At 52.1% G+C, this 15,004-nt stretch carries 17 protein-coding genes; 7 read left to right on the top strand and 10 right to left on the bottom strand.

From position 1 onward, the window contains the following. Window positions 1–16 precede the first annotated feature (16 nt). Window positions 17–1,591, top strand: coding sequence for an ABC-F family ATP-binding cassette domain-containing protein (locus tag ACFPQ4_RS15210; RefSeq protein ID WP_378112720.1), 1,575 nt, complete (start codon window positions 17–19; stop codon window positions 1,589–1,591). 69 nt (window positions 1,592–1,660) lie between these two features. On the opposite strand, the gene ACFPQ4_RS15215 is transcribed toward ACFPQ4_RS15210, so the two are convergent. Further along, on the bottom strand, window positions 1,661–1,954 hold the full coding sequence (locus ACFPQ4_RS15215) for a transporter (RefSeq protein ID WP_378112721.1): 294 nt from the start codon (window positions 1,952–1,954) through the stop codon (window positions 1,661–1,663). A 36-nt stretch (window positions 1,955–1,990) separates the two neighbouring features. Beyond that, complete coding sequence (locus ACFPQ4_RS15220; RefSeq protein ID WP_378112722.1) at window positions 1,991–2,311, bottom strand: hypothetical protein; 321 nt, start codon at window positions 2,309–2,311, stop codon at window positions 1,991–1,993. A 120-nt stretch (window positions 2,312–2,431) separates the two neighbouring features. Here ACFPQ4_RS15220 and ACFPQ4_RS15225 point away from each other — a divergent pair, with 120 nt between their 5' ends. From ACFPQ4_RS15225 to ACFPQ4_RS15235, 3 genes are all read left to right on the top strand, one after another. Then, window positions 2,432–3,910, top strand: a complete 1,479-nt coding sequence (locus ACFPQ4_RS15225) for a protein adenylyltransferase SelO (protein WP_378112723.1) — start codon at window positions 2,432–2,434, stop codon at window positions 3,908–3,910. Between the two features lie 64 nt (window positions 3,911–3,974). Continuing rightward, window positions 3,975–4,409 (top strand): DinB family protein, encoded by a 435-nt coding sequence (locus tag ACFPQ4_RS15230; protein WP_378112724.1) that lies wholly within the window; start codon window positions 3,975–3,977, stop codon window positions 4,407–4,409. Between the two features lie 59 nt (window positions 4,410–4,468). Continuing rightward, window positions 4,469–4,792, top strand: a complete 324-nt coding sequence (locus ACFPQ4_RS15235; RefSeq protein WP_378112725.1) for a 2Fe-2S iron-sulfur cluster-binding protein — start codon at window positions 4,469–4,471, stop codon at window positions 4,790–4,792. A 57-nt stretch (window positions 4,793–4,849) separates the two neighbouring features. Here ACFPQ4_RS15235 and ACFPQ4_RS15240 read toward each other — a convergent pair whose 3' ends face one another. The 5 genes from ACFPQ4_RS15240 to ACFPQ4_RS15260 form a co-directional block, all read right to left on the bottom strand. Then, the gene (locus ACFPQ4_RS15240; protein ID WP_378112726.1) at window positions 4,850–6,040 is read right to left on the bottom strand and encodes a hypothetical protein; all 1,191 of its coding nucleotides are present in this window, start codon (window positions 6,038–6,040) and stop codon (window positions 4,850–4,852) included. Between the two features lie 360 nt (window positions 6,041–6,400). Next, window positions 6,401–7,981, bottom strand: coding sequence for a trypsin-like peptidase domain-containing protein (locus ACFPQ4_RS15245; RefSeq protein ID WP_378112727.1), 1,581 nt, complete (start codon window positions 7,979–7,981; stop codon window positions 6,401–6,403). 64 nt (window positions 7,982–8,045) lie between these two features. Further along, on the bottom strand, window positions 8,046–9,023 hold the full coding sequence (locus ACFPQ4_RS15250) for a tyrosine-protein phosphatase (RefSeq protein WP_378112728.1): 978 nt from the start codon (window positions 9,021–9,023) through the stop codon (window positions 8,046–8,048). Window positions 9,024–9,112: 89 nt separating this feature from the next. Beyond that, window positions 9,113–10,093 carry a sensor domain-containing diguanylate cyclase gene (locus ACFPQ4_RS15255; RefSeq protein WP_378112729.1) on the bottom strand — a complete coding sequence of 327 codons (981 nt, stop codon included), beginning with the start codon at window positions 10,091–10,093 and terminating at the stop codon, window positions 9,113–9,115. Window positions 10,094–10,109: 16 nt separating this feature from the next. Further along, a complete protein-coding gene (locus tag ACFPQ4_RS15260; protein WP_378112730.1) occupies window positions 10,110–10,922 on the bottom strand; it encodes an alpha/beta fold hydrolase in 813 nt (270 codons plus the stop codon). Window positions 10,923–11,103: 181 nt separating this feature from the next. Here ACFPQ4_RS15260 and ACFPQ4_RS15265 point away from each other — a divergent pair, with 181 nt between their 5' ends. After that, a complete protein-coding gene (locus ACFPQ4_RS15265; protein ID WP_378112731.1) occupies window positions 11,104–11,487 on the top strand; it encodes a hypothetical protein in 384 nt (127 codons plus the stop codon). Window positions 11,488–11,563: 76 nt separating this feature from the next. Here ACFPQ4_RS15265 and ACFPQ4_RS15270 read toward each other — a convergent pair whose 3' ends face one another. Next, on the bottom strand, window positions 11,564–11,836 hold the full coding sequence (locus ACFPQ4_RS15270) for a small, acid-soluble spore protein, alpha/beta type (protein WP_378112732.1): 273 nt from the start codon (window positions 11,834–11,836) through the stop codon (window positions 11,564–11,566). 216 nt (window positions 11,837–12,052) lie between these two features. Continuing rightward, a complete protein-coding gene (locus ACFPQ4_RS15275; RefSeq protein WP_378112733.1) occupies window positions 12,053–12,784 on the bottom strand; it encodes a Crp/Fnr family transcriptional regulator in 732 nt (243 codons plus the stop codon). A gap of 64 nt (window positions 12,785–12,848) precedes the next feature. Between ACFPQ4_RS15275 and ACFPQ4_RS15280 the strand changes: the two genes are divergently transcribed. Then, the gene (locus ACFPQ4_RS15280; RefSeq protein ID WP_378112734.1) at window positions 12,849–13,487 is read left to right on the top strand and encodes a hypothetical protein; all 639 of its coding nucleotides are present in this window, start codon (window positions 12,849–12,851) and stop codon (window positions 13,485–13,487) included. A 25-nt stretch (window positions 13,488–13,512) separates the two neighbouring features. After that, a complete protein-coding gene (locus ACFPQ4_RS15285) occupies window positions 13,513–14,049 on the top strand; it encodes a hypothetical protein (protein WP_378112735.1) in 537 nt (178 codons plus the stop codon). A gap of 65 nt (window positions 14,050–14,114) precedes the next feature. Here the strand turns inward: ACFPQ4_RS15285 and ACFPQ4_RS15290 are convergent, their stop codons facing one another. Next, a complete protein-coding gene (locus ACFPQ4_RS15290) occupies window positions 14,115–14,963 on the bottom strand; it encodes a polysaccharide deacetylase family protein (RefSeq protein ID WP_378112736.1) in 849 nt (282 codons plus the stop codon). Window positions 14,964–15,004: the final 41 nt, after the last annotated feature.

The raw sequence follows: 15,004 nt of genomic DNA on the forward strand, positions 1-15,004 counted from the left end.
AGAAGGGTGATTAGCGATGAGCGTAATTCGGCTGGAGAACGTTACGAAGAAGTACGAAGACGTCATGATCTTCCGCGATATTTATTTTCGCTTGAGCCAAGGGGAGCGGATCGGCTTGATCGGGCGGAACGGCGCCGGCAAGTCGACGGTGTTCAAGCTGATTCTCGGCAAGGAAGAGCCAACGTCCGGCAAAGTGGAGATTGATCCGCAAGTTAAGATAGGTTACTTCTCGCAGTTCTCGGAAATGAGCGGAAGCTTGTCCGTCCAGCAGGAGCTGGAGCTGTGCTTCGAAGAGGTCGCGAAGATCGAGCGGGAGCTGCAGGAAGTCGGGGACAAGCTCGGTACGGTTACCGACGACGGAGAGATGGATCGGCTGCTCGCGAGGCAGGCGGAGCTGTTCGAGCAGATGGAGCATCTCGACGGTTGGAACGTATCGGTCGAGATCAACACGGTGCTCACGAAGCTAGGGTTTAACGAGCGGTCGCGCCATCAACCGACAGACGAGCTGTCCGGAGGATGGAAGAACCGCGCCGCGCTCGCCAAGCTGCTGATCGAGAAGCCCGACGTCGTGTTGCTCGACGAACCGACGAACTACTTGGACATCGAGGGCATCGCCTGGCTGGAACAGTGGCTGTACCGCTTCAGCGGCGCCATGATTCTCGTATCGCATGACCGGCAATTCATCGACAAGGTCGTCACGCAGATCATCGAGATCGAAAATTATCATTTTCAAGAGTACGAAGGCAATTATACCGATTACGTCCGGAAGAAAAAGATGCGCAAGAAGGAGCTCGACCGCCAGTTCGAGTGGGAAGAAGAGCTTCTTCTCATGGAGTCCGAGGCGATCGAGGAGCGCGCGAACAAGAAGGCGTCTTCGAAGGACCGTCTTTCCCGGCAATTGGCGGACAACAAGAAGCGGATCGAGCCGCACCCCGTCAACGTCCTCATTACGGATATTTACGAGCGGCTGCGTTTCCCCGACAAGCTGTGCGAAGTTAAGAATATCGGGCAAACCTACGACGATCGGGAAATCTTCCGGAACGTCAGCTTCGACATTCAGAAGGAAGACCGCTTGGTCATCGTAGGACCTAACGGAAGCGGGAAGTCCACGCTCATCAAGGCGCTTACGGGGCAGGAGAAGCCGGAGACCGGCGAGGTTACATGGGAGAAGGGCGTCAACTACGCGTACTTCAACCGGATGTGGGCGGAGCTCGATGCTAAGGACACGGTTAGCCACGCGGTGAATACGTACGGACTCGGACTGGATGCCCCGCGGAAAAAGGTAAATAAATTCCTATCCATGTTACAGTTCTCGGAAGCGGACCTGAGCAAAACGATCGGCAACTTGTCCGGCGGGCAGAAGGCGCGGGTAGCGCTAGCTAAGTGCCTCCTCTCGGGCGCCGCGGTCATCGTCTTGGACGAGCCGACGAACCATCTGGATCTTACGAGCATTCAGGTCATGGAGCAGGCTTTGATTCATTTTCCGGGCGCGGTCGTTACGGTCAGCCATGATCGGTTCTTCATCGACAAGATCGGGACCAAGATGCTGAACTTCGATCCGGTAACGGGAGTTAGCGAGCAGAGCTTGTAAGAGGTCCAAAATCGCAAAGCCCCCGCCCTCGTGGCGGGGGCTTTCGCGTAGGGCGCTAGTCGGCCGAAATTAGATGCAAGTGAACGACTCGATTCTTTGAAGGTCGAAGCCGGAGAACATCCAGGAGAACCCGTTCCAACGAAATCCCGAGACGGAAGTTCTTCCTACGAAGACAGGGTAAAACCAGAAGCCAGATCCGGTTCGCGGCCAAATATAAGTGTTACGGAACAAGCAGCGGGAGATGGCGCCCGGATCGACGGCGAACGTCGAAGCCGTGAGGGGCTTCGGCGGAACCGTTTGCGGCGGTGGCGAAGAGGGAGGCTGCTGCGTGCCTTGCGGTCCGAAGGGAGGCGTAAAAGCCAAGCTGATCACTCCTTAGGTTGTTAATTCCAGGCTTTATCAAAGCAACGAGATCGTGAGCAGATTAAACAGAACGAGAGGCAGCACGAAGTTGTTGTAGTAGGGATTCACAGGACCCGGGAAAAATCCGCGCGCGGCCCCTTCGTTCGACAGACAGATGTACAGAATGCCTCTGTCGCAATGAACGATGTGTCCTTCGAAGACGTCGCCTTCCATGGTCTCGACTTTAACTAGCCGGTTGGCATGGTTGGCGCACAGCTGATGAAGATGGTTATGGACGGTCTTCAGCGTATGATGAACTTTGGAATCGACTTGATAGATCGGCTTAGCCCCTTGTTGTGCCGTATTTTGAGCGCTCATGATTGATAACCTCCGTTATGAACATAAATCATCCTATGCCGGCGCCTAGTTCGGCGTTACGGGGATGGCAACGGAAAGGGTATAATAGCAATTAGAACGGAAGAAAAAGGGGGATATCCGATGACGGAGAAAAACGACTCGATGAGCGCAGGCTGGAACTTCGACAATAGCTACGCTCGTCTGCCGGAAACGTTGTTTACCAGGATGGATCCAACCCCCGTGCGCTCGCCGAGGTTGGTCGTCGTTAACGAGCCAGTGGCGGCCTCTTTGGGGCTGAATGCCGAGGTGTTAACAAGCGAGGAGGAAGTAGCGGTGTTCGCCGGCAACCGGATTCCCGAGGGTGCTTTGCCGCTTGCCCAAGCCTACGCCGGCCATCAATTCGGGCATTTCAATAGGCTCGGGGACGGCAGGGCGCTGCTGCTCGGCGAACAGATCACGCCAGCGGGCGAGCGGTTCGACATCCAGCTTAAGGGCTCGGGACCGACGCCGTATTCGCGCCGGGGCGACGGCCGCGCGGCGCTTGGTCCGATGCTGCGCGAACATATCATTAGCGAAGCGATGCACGCGCTTGGCATTCCGACTACCCGCAGCTTAGCGGTAGTGCTGACCGGGGAGCCCATCTATCGCGAGACGGAGCTACCGGGAGCGGTGCTAACCCGCGTGGCGGCTAGCCATATTCGCGTCGGCACCTTCCAATACGCGTCGGTATTCGGCAAGGTGGAGGAGCTTCGGGCGCTGGCCGATTACACGTTGCAAAGACATTACCCGGAAGTAGATGCGACTGCGCCGGAGAACCGCTATCTTGCCCTGCTGCAGGAAGCGATCAAACGTCAAGCGGCGTTGATTGCCCGGTGGCAGCTGGTCGGCTTTATTCATGGCGTTATGAACACCGACAATATGGCGTTAAGCGGAGAAACGATCGACTATGGTCCGTGCGCGTTCATGGACGCCTATGATCCGGCGACGGTATTCAGCTCCATCGATACGCAAGGCCGCTACGCCTACGGCAATCAGCCGGCGATCGGCGGATGGAATCTCGCGAGATTCGCCGAGAGCCTGTTGCCGCTGTTGCATGAAGACGAGGAGCAGGCGATTAAGCTGGCGGAGGATGCGCTGGCCGGTTTCGCCACGTCGTTCTCCGCTCATTGGATGGCGGGGATGAGAGCCAAGCTAGGCATCTTCGGCGAAGAAGAGGAAGACGAAGCCTTGATCGAGGACCTTCTTGCTATGATGCAGAAGCATCATGCGGACTACACCAATACGTTCCGCGCGTTAACGGTCGATAAGCCGGACGATTCGTTCTTGTTCGGCACATCGGAATTTACGGAGTGGCAGGAGCGGTGGAAAGCCAGACTGGGCAGGCAGCAGGAGCCGTTAGACGCCGCTCGCCAGCTCATGCGCAGGAGCAATCCTGCGGTCATTCCTAGAAACCATCGGGTAGAGGAAGCGCTGGCCGCTGCGACGGACGGAGACCTTAGCGTTATGGAGCGGCTTCTTGCCGTTCTTGCGGATCCCTTCTCGTACACCGGAGAACAGGATCGTTACTGCTCGCTGCCGGACGGAGCTTCCGGACCTTATCGCACCTTCTGCGGAACCTGATGGTATATACAAACGTACGTTCCCGTACTATAATGATGTTACTATTGGGTAAAGGGGAATGTACGTGTCCGATCCGAAACGCGTAATCGAGTCGTTCAGCACTTTAATCGCTTGGGCCGATCGGCTGAACGAGTTAGACGATGCAACCTGGTTCAAGCCTTTGGCGGAAGGCAAAGCTTCCATCGCCGAAGTCATCTCCCATCTCCTGTATTGGGACCGGTATTTCATTACGAACGTTGTGCTCGCAGCGGTGAGAGGGGAAGAAATCGCATATCCGGACTTCGACCCCTTTAACGCGGAGGCATACAAGTATGCAAAGTCAGGCATAAGTCGCAAGCAATTGTTATGGGAACTGAGCGCAACCCGCGCGGAGCTATGTCGGATGTTGCTCGCGCTAGGAGAAGGGATGCCTTCTGCCTTGGCGCATACCATTCAAGAGTCCACCGATCACGATTTGCATCATAGGAATCAGATTGACGGCATATTGAATCAGCGTTGATGTAAAAGCGATTAGGTCTTGGGAACAATAGAGTCAAGAGCACATAGGAGGTCATTGCAATGCCAACGATACAAGTAGAGGGAAAACCGTCCATCGATGCGGAAGAAGGCAAAAAGCTCGTGTTAGTGCTCGAGGACAGCGGGGTGGACGTGCTGCACCGTTGCGGCGGCAACGCCAGATGCACGACGTGCGCCGTCGAAGTGTTATCTGGCAATGCCGGCGAGATGGGTGAGGCGGAAGCGACGGTCAGGCAGAACAAAGGAATCGAGGACCCGTCCGTCCGGTTATCTTGTCAGATCCATGTGCATGACGATCTGTCGGTCCGTCTGATCAAGACGGTAGCTTCGACGGGACTCGATGCCGGTCCTAGACCGCAAGATTAACGCACAGCAGAACGAGAAAGCCGGAACTCCACAAGGAGCTCCGGCTTTTTAACGTTCTTAATATTTTCGCATATACACTTCGTAAACGTAGCCCGTCGGGCTGTCTGCAGAGAATGTGATCGCAATCGTATCGTTGTTGTAAGTATAGCTAAGCGTGTAGCCCGATTCCTCCTCGGACTCTTCGATCACGGATTTACCGAGAAGCCTCTGCACATCGCTGAACTTCATCTTCGGAAGATCGGAGACTCCCAGCACGGCAAGAGACAGCGCATCCGGATGGTTGGAGTCGAAGCCGAAGATGAAGAAGGAATGCGGCAGCTTAGGGAATGTCCATTCCGACGAACCGAATTCGTTCTCCCGAGAGCTTGGTTTGCCGAGCGTCTTCGTAATCGTCGCGCGCGTAGAGCCGAGCTTGACGCCCGTTCCGGGAACGATGCCGGCTTTGAGGTTGGCGGCCGTATTTTTATCGAGCGCGAACTTAAGTGTCTTAGTAGTTGATGTAGCGGCCGGTGTTTCAACGACGGCGAACCGGGCTTCGTTCTTGTAACGATTAATTTGCTTCTCGCCGGTATTCCAATCCCCGTATTTCTTCACGTCGTCAGGATTGCCGTCGCCATAGAAGATCGTGCTCTTAGCCGTCATTACAAGACTAGCGGCATTAAGGGTATACGAGGTGAAATACCAACCTGCAAATTCAGCATTATCATAATCTACCGTCTGAAATTTTAACGCCGTGTAGTTTTTCATTTTGTAGCTTGAATACATGGCATAAGAGACTTTAGAGGATCCTTGGCGAATGAACCCTACCCGCTTGGCCGTCCCGTCGTTTGCGATCGCGAACGCTTCGAACGAATAGAAATTGCTAGACTCGCGTTGTCCGACGATTAATAGATCGGGCGTGCCTTTGCCTACCGTGGGAACGACGTAAATATCGCTTTGACTCGGGTTAATATCGAACGGCTTGTTGCCGTTGACCGTAATCTTCTGTTTCTTGCCTTGCACCGTCAAATAATAGACGCCGCTGTAGATAGTGTCGCCTTCGTTTCCGAAAGCGGATGGATCCTCCACGCTCCTCTTGGATTCTTTGTCCGATGCAAGCGCCACGGAGTACGCCTTGCCGGCCGCATTTTTGAGCGTAAACTTGTAGCGGGACGTACCCGCAGCATCGGCCTCGCTAGGCACGAAGAACAGAGTGGCTAGCAGCAATACCGCCAGTAAGGACAGCACGTATGGCTTCATTTTATTCATGTTGAACGATACCCCGATTCTAGTTGATAGGTTTTCATTGATTAAAGTATCAGCTTCAACGGACGGGGACAAGGAAAAAGTTGGAACAATTCAAATGTTACCTGTACCTTCGCGAATAATTTGGCTATATTAGGCGATATCGTAGACGGTTATGTGATAGGAAAAGTATATCTTTATACTTTCGATGCCGATGATCGGCCAATCAAGAGCTACATCGAATTAAACGTTAAGCTGCCTTACGTGGCGGGCAAGGTCGACTTGTAGATCGCCAAAGTGAAGGCCATGTACGGGATCTCTTAGAACATAGGGTTATGAAAAAGAGCATGGCGTCTAACTCGCCATGCTCTTTGCTTATCGTGATCAGTCTATAGCGGTTTCTTGCAATTCGTCAGGATCATCCGGACTCACGTTATAGTAGAACACGCCCCGATCATAATCGAATGCTCCATAGACGAAGTGGTAATTGAGTCTGTATCCAGACCCCTCGGGCGTCAGGGATCCGGGCGGAAAATCGGTGGAGTACGAATCTAGGTGCATGCTCAGGAATAAGCTCACGAAAGCATTATCGATGCCCGTTTCTTTTTTGAGGTCTTCAAGAATGTAGTAAATCATGCCGGGGAAAACGGATTCGTTATTTTCTTGATAGTCGTACCAATCCAACCATTGCTGCTCGTCGTCCATCGTTCCGATAAGTAAATACGTGTTGTCTTCCGACATAATAACGTTCCAGCTGAAATCAATATCTACATCCTTATAAGTCATGGCATCGTAGTTGTCGTTTAAGTAAGCTTCGAGTTCATCGGCCGATGTTATTTTACTGTTGCCGACAGGAGCGACTACCGGCGGTTTTACTACAGTCGTGCTGATCGGTTCCGTTACTCTCGGCTTCTGCAAGAACAGCTTTATGTCGCTCGAAGGAATAGCTAAATTGATGTTAGCGGTACTTTCGATTAAGGCCGTCGTTACGCCGACTAGCTCGCCCTTCATATTGAACAACGCGCCTCCGCTGCTGCCGTGATCGATCGGGGCCGTTATTTGAATATAATGTTGCCCGTCTATCGCTCGGTTCGTCGTGCTAACGACGCCGGTGGAGAGCGTATTCGAAAATCCCAGCGGCGAACCGATCGTTACGATGGTTTCTCCTAGCTTCAGCAAGGAAGAATCTCCGATCGAAACGGCAGGCAAACCGGTTTTTCCAATGTTCAGCAGAGCCAAGTCGCGGTCCTTATCCTTAAGTACGAGGTTCTCGGTCGTATAATATTCCGTTTCGCTCAAATAGACGGTAATTTTCGAGGCGCCTTCTATGACGTGGTAATTCGTAATAACCTCGCCATTCGCTCCGATGATAACACCGCTGCCGCTTGCATAGGCTTTTCCTTTGTCGTCGATAGCCTCGATATAGACAACGCGATTGGCTTGTTCGCCCACTTGCTCGATCGTCAAAGTCGGCTTCTCGGGGATAAGCTGATCGCCGGCCGGCTTCGGATCTTTGGGGGTAGCTGCCGGCGGTTTGGCCGCAGCAGGTTGCGCAGGAGATTGCACAAGAATTTGATTGCCTTTCACGGTTACTTTGTATTCGAATTGTTGAACGACGGAATTGAGAGGTACATATGTGATTTTATTGACGGTTTGCGGCGCGATGGGCAGTTTGACCGTTTTTCCGTTCTTAGTAGCGCTTGTTTTGCCTACCGTCATCTTGACGGTAATTTTGTTTTTCGTAGCCGTGATCGTTTTTGCTTTGGAGTCGAATTTTGCGGTAACGCCCAATGCTTTGAATATTTCCGCATAATCGACCAATGTCGTGGCGCTCTTAACGATCGGCTTATGCGCGAGCTTCAAAACCTTGCCATCCAAGTAGATCTGCGTCGGCTTCTCGGCTGCGGACGTCATTACCGGAAAGGCCATAAACAATAAGCATAATAAAAATAATATTCTCTTCATGCTGTTCTCCTCGAAACATGTTGTTATTTTGTAAAAACATCCCATATTTATATGGTAACATGGACTAGCGTTTGTCGCATAGGCTCATTTTTTCTGTTGGCCCTGCTGTTTCCGGGAACGAAAAAACAGAGCAGGGCGTAAAAACGCCGCTACTCTGTTCTATTAAAGTGGCGCCTTGAAGGAATTCTTTTTGAACGCCCATCATAGCGGTAATCGCGGCGACCACGTTCTCGTCTTTGATTTGCGTCTTTACGCCTTCGATCATTTTCTTGTTCGCTTCTTCGCGATACACGTTGCTGAGCAGGTAGTCTTCCATGACGGTTTTCTCGTCCACGCCGAGCGTCAGAAGAATGATCGCGGAGCCGAGACCCGTACGGTCCTTGCCGGCCGTGCAGTGCTGGAGGAGACCGATGTTCTTCGGATCGTTCAGCAGATCCATCAGTTGGACGTAGAACTTCGGACTGTCGACCATTTGCTTATTGAAGCCGACCATCATTTGAACGGCAGAGGCTTCGTCCTTCATCATTCCGGAGGAGATCATCGACATCAGGTCAGCCGTAGCGCCCGCATTGCCTTCGTCCTTGCGGATATATTGGATGCCTTTGATGATCGGGTCGGCCAACGCTTTGACTTCCGCATCTGTGCGGTAGTCTACGTCGGTTTTAATGCCCATCGATTGGATGGTTTTAATATCGGCATCGGTCAGATGGCCAAGTTCTTCGCCGCGGAACAGCTTGCCCCACTTCACGGTTTTGCCGTCGGTCGTCTTGTAGCCGCCGAGGTCGCGGAAGTTAAACGCGCCTTGCAGGTTCACCTTGCGCTCGGAAACTTCGATCGTCGCGCCGTTGCCGGCTTTAACGAGGAAGTACACGCGGGAACCCGGCTTAGGATCTACGGAAATATAGCCGTTATAGGCTGCATAGGTCGATTTGAGGAGCTTGCCGTTTTTCAAAATATTGTCCGGGGACGTGCTCCAGTAAATTTTGGCTGCGCCGAGGTCCGCGCTCGCTTTCCAACGGATGAGGAGCTTGCCGTCTTTCATATGAACCTCCTAGGTTTGAGTGCTTGTCCCAAGTATAGGGGGAGATTGTTCTCAGGAGGTTCTGACTATATTAACCGAAAGTTAAACCGTCATTTATTAAAATCCACCGCATGCGTAACTCGATTTCTTCCGCTTGCTTTTGAATGATAGAGTGCTTGGTCGGCTTTATGAAGCACAGTCTGATCCGTTTCCTCCGGCGCTATCGTCGCTACTCCGATGCTCGCCGTTATTCGGTAGTCGCCCATCGGAGTAGCCTCGATCTTGGATCGGTACCTCTCCGCGACCGGTACGGCCGCATCGCGGTCTGCCCCTGGAAGAATAAGAACGAACTCTTCTCCGCCGAACCGGGCTACGATGTCGATCTCGCGGGACTCCGCTCTCAGCAACTGCGCCAGCTTCGTCAGAACGAGGTCGCCGATCGGATGCCCGTACGTATCGTTGATGGACTTGAAGTGGTCGATGTCGATGATGAACAGCGAGAACGGAGTCCGAGCACGATGATACGCGGCGATGTTGGCAAGCAGGCTCTCTTGGAAAAAACGTCGGTTTTTCAAGCCGGTTAGCGGATCGGTCAGCGCCATCGTCTCCAGCAGGTGGTTAACGTTCATTAACTCCTGCTGCTTGATTTCGTACTCTTGGTGCAGCCGCTCGAGCTTTTTGTTCGCCTCGTTCGTCGCTTCGTACAGCTCTTCGAGTTGCTTCTTCGTCTTAAGAATGTCCTTCTCGTGCTCCAGCCGCTTACGCATCTCGACGACTACGCAATCGATGAACGTCTCGCCGTCGCGCTCTTGACGAACGCCGTTGAGCAATACCGGGATGTCCAATTGATCGCTCGCCCGAAGCGATAGGAAAATTTCTCCAACTTGCCCGTAAAGCTGGATGAACGGATAGAAGTAGGTATGGAAAAACAGCTTGTTCGTTACGGACAGGAACGATTCGATGTGCTTGCCAAGCAAGTCGTCCCGCTCGTAAGCGAGCATATTCGCCAGCGTCCGATTGGCGGATTGGATAATTCCCGCGCTCGAGAGCGAGAAGTATCCGCAGGGAGCGGTGTCTAATTGAAGGTCCATGCGGCGCCTCCGGTTCTTAATGGTTGCCTAAATATTGTTTAATAAGCGTCGTGGTTTCCTCGGGATGGCTTAGTTGAGGATAGTGGCCTTTGGCGTTCATCAACCGCAGCGTGCTGTCCTTAAGATGGGCATGCAAGTAGTTGCCCACTTGGATCGGGGCGATGCTATCGTCGGAGCATTGCAAAATGAGCGAAGGAATGGGCGCATGCTTAAGATCGTTGCGGCAATCGGACAAAAAGGTGACTTCGGCGAATTGCCGGGCGATCTGGGGATCCCGGGCGCAGAAAGTCTTTTCCAGCTCTTCCGACAGCTCGCGCCTTTCGTTGTTCTGCATGGCGATCGGCGCCAAATAACTGGCCCATCCCATGAAATTGAGCTGCATCATCGTAAGCAACTCGTCAATCTCGTTTCTAGTGAAACCCCCGAAATAATCGGGGAGATCGTTCAAATAGCGCGGGGACGGACCGAGCATAACGATCCGTTCGAAATACTTGGCCTCGCGGATCGAAGCAAGCAAACCGATCATGCTGCTGACGGAGTGCCCGACGAATATCGCGTTTCTTAAATCGAGCGTCTCCATAATGTCGAGCACGTCTTGGGCGTAGCCTTGCAAGTCGTTATATTTAACCGCATCATAATAGTCTTGCTGCGACTGCCCCGAGCCTACGTAGTCGAACAGGACGACGCGATAGTCATCCTCGAAGCTAGGCACGATGTAACGCCACATCTCTTGATCGCAGCCGAATCCGTGCGCGAAGACGATGGGCCGGGTACCTTTGCCGAATACTTTTACGTTATTGCGAGTTAGCACTTCGTTAGCAGTAGACATAATAATCCCCTTTGTCGGGCGTCGATAACATGCTTAAGCTTGTACGATGATTATATTCGATAAGAGTCGACAAGGGGAATATGATATTACAAGCGTTAAGCGCATAGTTCCTCCAAGCGAGACGTACACTACCGGAGTGTTTTGCCATGCGTACCAAGTATGGAAACGGGAGGAACTTCTCATGTCAGAGCGAACGATATTCGCCTACTTCCAGACGCCCGATCAGGCAAAGGAAGCGGTGAAACAACTCCAATCGCTTAAGCTGGTCGACTATGCGATCGAGCGCATCGACGGCTACTCCGGCACCGGCATTCAGAGCTTAGATAAACTCGGCGGTACGATTACGGGAGATTTCCCGGGCCTCGGGCATCTGACGCTCGGAGGCGATTTCGATAACGTTGATGCGGCGATATTGGCTGCGTCGAGCGTCAGCGCCAGCGGTTATAGCTCGGGAGGGCCCGATAACCGGGTAACCGGCAAAGATATTATGTTAGTAGCGATCGTGGAAGACGAAGACTTCGATCAAGCGGATCGTATTGTCCGGGCGGCGGAACCGGAAGAATAAGGCGCAATAACGTTAATAGGGGCCGGCAGGCATCTCATCCGAGACACCTGCCGGCCCAATTCATTCTTAATTATTCCTATCTCTGAGACATCTTCTCCTGCGCGAGCCGGATCATCTCGCGGACCATCGCTCCTCCGATTTGACCGCCGACCTGCCCGGCTTCCTCCGTCGTAAGCTTGCCATTGCCGCCGCGCTGCAGCGGGATGCCAAGCTCCTCGGCAACCTCGTATTTCACGTCGTCCGGGTTCGCCGGATCGACGTCGTAGCCTTCCTTGCGCATTACTTCCGCCTTGAAAGCGCGAACGCCTTGCTCAGCTTCCGGCACGATCAGCTTCCTTCTTCTTGCCATTCTTCCTCACCCGCTTGTTTCCAAAATGTAGAGTAATCGCCTCTATCATGTCCGGAAACGCGCGGTTTATGCGTATGCGATCGCTTGTGACCTAAACGTTTGTGATTTGCGATACAAAAACATAGCGTAAAACTTCACAAAAAAGCTGTCGACTGCAGCACAGATATTTCGACATGGAAAAATTATTATAGGGTTATTAGCGAAAAGTTTAACTCCCTATGAGTATTTATGATAGGAATGCCACTTGCGCTCATCTTGGGGCTCCGAGTCAGGTCCAGCCAATCGTTCAAGCGAAGGCAAGTCGGTAAGGAACAAGTCCTTTTTAACCGTATGTATGATGCCGTCCTTCTGAAGCTCGAGCAGCACGCGCGCCACCGATTCGCGGCCCGCGCCGATGGTGTTGGCCAAATGCTGCTGCGACATGCGGAACCGGATATGCCGTCCTTGGTCTGAATCGGCTCCGAAGTTGGAGTTCAGGTCCAGCAGAAGATTGGCTACGCGCACCCGGACATCTAGGAACGACAAGTATTCGATCTTGCGGTTGGCTTGATTAAGCCGCTCGCTGACGATGAATAAGACTTTGCGTAGAAGATCGGGGTATTTGTTCGCTAACGCATCCATATCCGCTTTGCGAATCATCCACAAGGACGTTTTCTCTATTGCGGCAACGGAGGCAAGCCTCCTGCTGTCATAATGAAAAACCTCAAGCTCGCCGATCGTCTCCCCGGGGAATTGATGGCCTAATATAATTTCCCTCCCCTGATCTTGCCTGTATATTTTAAGCGCGCCCGACTGGATAACATACATTTCCCGGCCTTCGTCGCCCTGTTGAAACACGATGCTTCCTTTAGGATAATGCCGCTCGGAGAACAATCCTTTTACCTGTTCATAATCCGCTACATCTATAAGGCCTTTGAAGAACGGGGTGTCTAGGACGGACGAGTACATACGTGGGTCTCCTTATTTGTAAATTGCGAACACCTAAATTATACCATTGTAGGAGGTTAATCAGATGACCAAAAGCGATTTGCTCTTTCAAATTCGAGTTGCACAAGGATTTAACCAGATGATTAGCGATTGCGAGGCAGACTTACGGAAGGATGAATATCCTCTCATCAGAGTCAGACAGTATCTCTTAACGAATAGACTCAAGCTTACGGCCGCTCTCTTGGTCGCGTTTACTCTAATCGGTTTTTACGTGGGGGGAGGCGTCTTATGGTGGATCGTTGCGTTTGCGCCGCTCTACTACGCTTCGGCTGCAAGGTCGTTAAATCGCTTCGTATCCAATAGGCGAAAAGCGAAAAGGCGCGAGGAAAGAGCAAGTTTGACTGCAAGAATCGAAGAATATAAGGCGAGAATGCATGCACCGAAAGTCATTCCGGATGCATTTTTGTTCCAACACGCTCTAGCGTCCTTCGAGATGTATTTGGAAAATATGCGCGCGGATACGCTCAAGGAATGTATTCAGATCTACGAGGAAGAGCGCCGGCACGAAATTGCTGACGTTAAGGCGCAAATGCGTCAAGGCGAGATGATGAGACAGAATCAGGCTAATGCCGATCGCGCGCATGCGGATGCTCAAGAGCAGACCGCGGAAATTAAGAATGCGCCTTACGTAGCAGCATCGGCATTTCATATAACAAAAAAATAAAGGCTTTTCAGGGGGCGATTTTGTGATGGAGCAGGACAAAAAGAAAGAAGCTAAGCCAGTGGAGAATAAAAACAAACCGCTTCTGATTGGAGCGGTGGTCATCATAATCGTTTTGGCTTTTTTGGTGGGGTATCTGCTGAACGACAAAGGAAGCAAAGATACTCCCGTTGCGGCTACGCCGAGCGAGGATGTACAACTTTCGGAAGAAGCGGCTCAGCCGCCTAGCCAGACGAACGAGTCTCAACTTTCGCCGGAGGAAACGATTAATGCGTATTTGACGGCGGTTAAAACTGAGGATTACGAAACGGCGGCAAAGTACGTATCGGAGAATGCCAAGAAGGCGAATAAGGGTTTACGTGACCATCCAGATTCTTGGATTCAAGAAAGCAACAGCACAAAACCGCTTAGAGACTTTTCGTTAAGCAAAATTAAAGATACGGACACAGAGGAAAAGAAAACAGCAGTCGTGAACTTAGAGTTGCAGAGTCTGGGTACAAATAATACCCATGGCTATTATACGCTAGAGTTAGAAAACGGAGTTTGGATGGTCAACCCGCTATAACATGTAATCTAAAATGCACCTCTGACCGCACCGGCATCCAGCCGACGAACAGAGGTGCATTTTTTTTACTTCACAACGGGAGCCGAAAGCTTCTCGATTTTCTTGATCAAGTCCTCGCTCTTGATCCGCCCAGCCGCGTTGATACGCTTGAGCAAATAGGGGCTCTTCTTAATGTCGGAAACGCCGCTTGTCGTCGTCAGCGTGAACTTTGCGCCCGCTTCCTTCAACGCTTTCTCCGCCGTGGCGTTAGTGCTGCCGTAAGGATACGTAAAGACGATGACTTTGTTGCCGATCTCGGATTCGATCTTCGTCTTTAGCTTGAGGAAGTCGGCTTTGATCCGCTTGGCATACGCGGCGTCCGATTCCTTCGGCAGCTTCATGAGGCCTTTGATCTCTTTGTCTTTGCCCGATTCGTTATGAAGATCCCAAGTGTGATGCTGGATGTCGATATAGCCGCTATCGTACATCTCCTTCGCTTCATTCCAGGAGAAGTGCGCGAAGATCGCCGTCCGGTTGTCCTTGTTCGTCGACCGCCCCATCGCCCAGCCGATGACGGAGATCGTCGCTTTCAGCTTAAGCTCTCTCAGAATCGGGTAGGCGTACTTGTAGACGCTGTAGTAGCCGTCGTCGATCGTAATGAAGATCGGCTTGGCGGGCATTGCGAATTTGTTCTCTTGGGCGTCCAAGTAATCTTTGAAGAAAATCGGCGTATATCCGTTATCGATAAGCGCCTGCATATCCGCAAGAAACTTGTCCGGGGATACGGTATTGTCGTTGAGTTCTTCCGGAATCTCGCTGAAAGAGTGATAGATAAGAATCGGAATATTGTCGACGGATGGGACTGCCGTTGTGGGTGTAAGTGCGGCTTCGCCCGAGACCGGAACGGCGTTCGAGATCGAAGCTAATAGGAACACGAAGCTTAACGATAGCAGGCTGATGATAAATTTGTTACGAA

This window comes from Cohnella yongneupensis (assembly GCF_042655785.1).
GTDB lineage: Bacteria > Bacillota > Bacilli > Paenibacillales > Paenibacillaceae > Cohnella > Cohnella yongneupensis.

Bases quoted from the DNA above. Each gene is read 5' to 3' on its own strand.
- ACFPQ4_RS15275 (WP_378112733.1), bottom strand. From the start codon at position 12,784: ATGTACTCGTCCGTCCTAGACACCCCGTTCTTCAAAGGCCTTATAGAT.
- ACFPQ4_RS15265 (WP_378112731.1), top strand. From the start codon at position 11,104: ATGTCAGAGCGAACGATATTCGCCTACTTCCAGACGCCCGATCAGGCA.
- ACFPQ4_RS15260 (WP_378112730.1), bottom strand. From the start codon at position 10,922: ATGTCTACTGCTAACGAAGTGCTAACTCGCAATAACGTAAAAGTATTC.
- ACFPQ4_RS15225 (WP_378112723.1), top strand. From the start codon at position 2,432: ATGACGGAGAAAAACGACTCGATGAGCGCAGGCTGGAACTTCGACAAT.
- ACFPQ4_RS15235 (WP_378112725.1), top strand. From the start codon at position 4,469: ATGCCAACGATACAAGTAGAGGGAAAACCGTCCATCGATGCGGAAGAA.
- ACFPQ4_RS15285 (WP_378112735.1), top strand. From the start codon at position 13,513: ATGGAGCAGGACAAAAAGAAAGAAGCTAAGCCAGTGGAGAATAAAAAC.
- ACFPQ4_RS15245 (WP_378112727.1), bottom strand. From the start codon at position 7,981: ATGAAGAGAATATTATTTTTATTATGCTTATTGTTTATGGCCTTTCCG.
- ACFPQ4_RS15250 (WP_378112728.1), bottom strand. From the start codon at position 9,023: ATGAAAGACGGCAAGCTCCTCATCCGTTGGAAAGCGAGCGCGGACCTC.
- ACFPQ4_RS15210 (WP_378112720.1), top strand. From the start codon at position 17: ATGAGCGTAATTCGGCTGGAGAACGTTACGAAGAAGTACGAAGACGTC.
- ACFPQ4_RS15220 (WP_378112722.1), bottom strand. From the start codon at position 2,311: ATGAGCGCTCAAAATACGGCACAACAAGGGGCTAAGCCGATCTATCAA.
- ACFPQ4_RS15240 (WP_378112726.1), bottom strand. From the start codon at position 6,040: ATGAATAAAATGAAGCCATACGTGCTGTCCTTACTGGCGGTATTGCTG.
- ACFPQ4_RS15255 (WP_378112729.1), bottom strand. From the start codon at position 10,093: ATGGACCTTCAATTAGACACCGCTCCCTGCGGATACTTCTCGCTCTCG.
- ACFPQ4_RS15280 (WP_378112734.1), top strand. From the start codon at position 12,849: ATGACCAAAAGCGATTTGCTCTTTCAAATTCGAGTTGCACAAGGATTT.
- ACFPQ4_RS15270 (WP_378112732.1), bottom strand. From the start codon at position 11,836: ATGGCAAGAAGAAGGAAGCTGATCGTGCCGGAAGCTGAGCAAGGCGTT.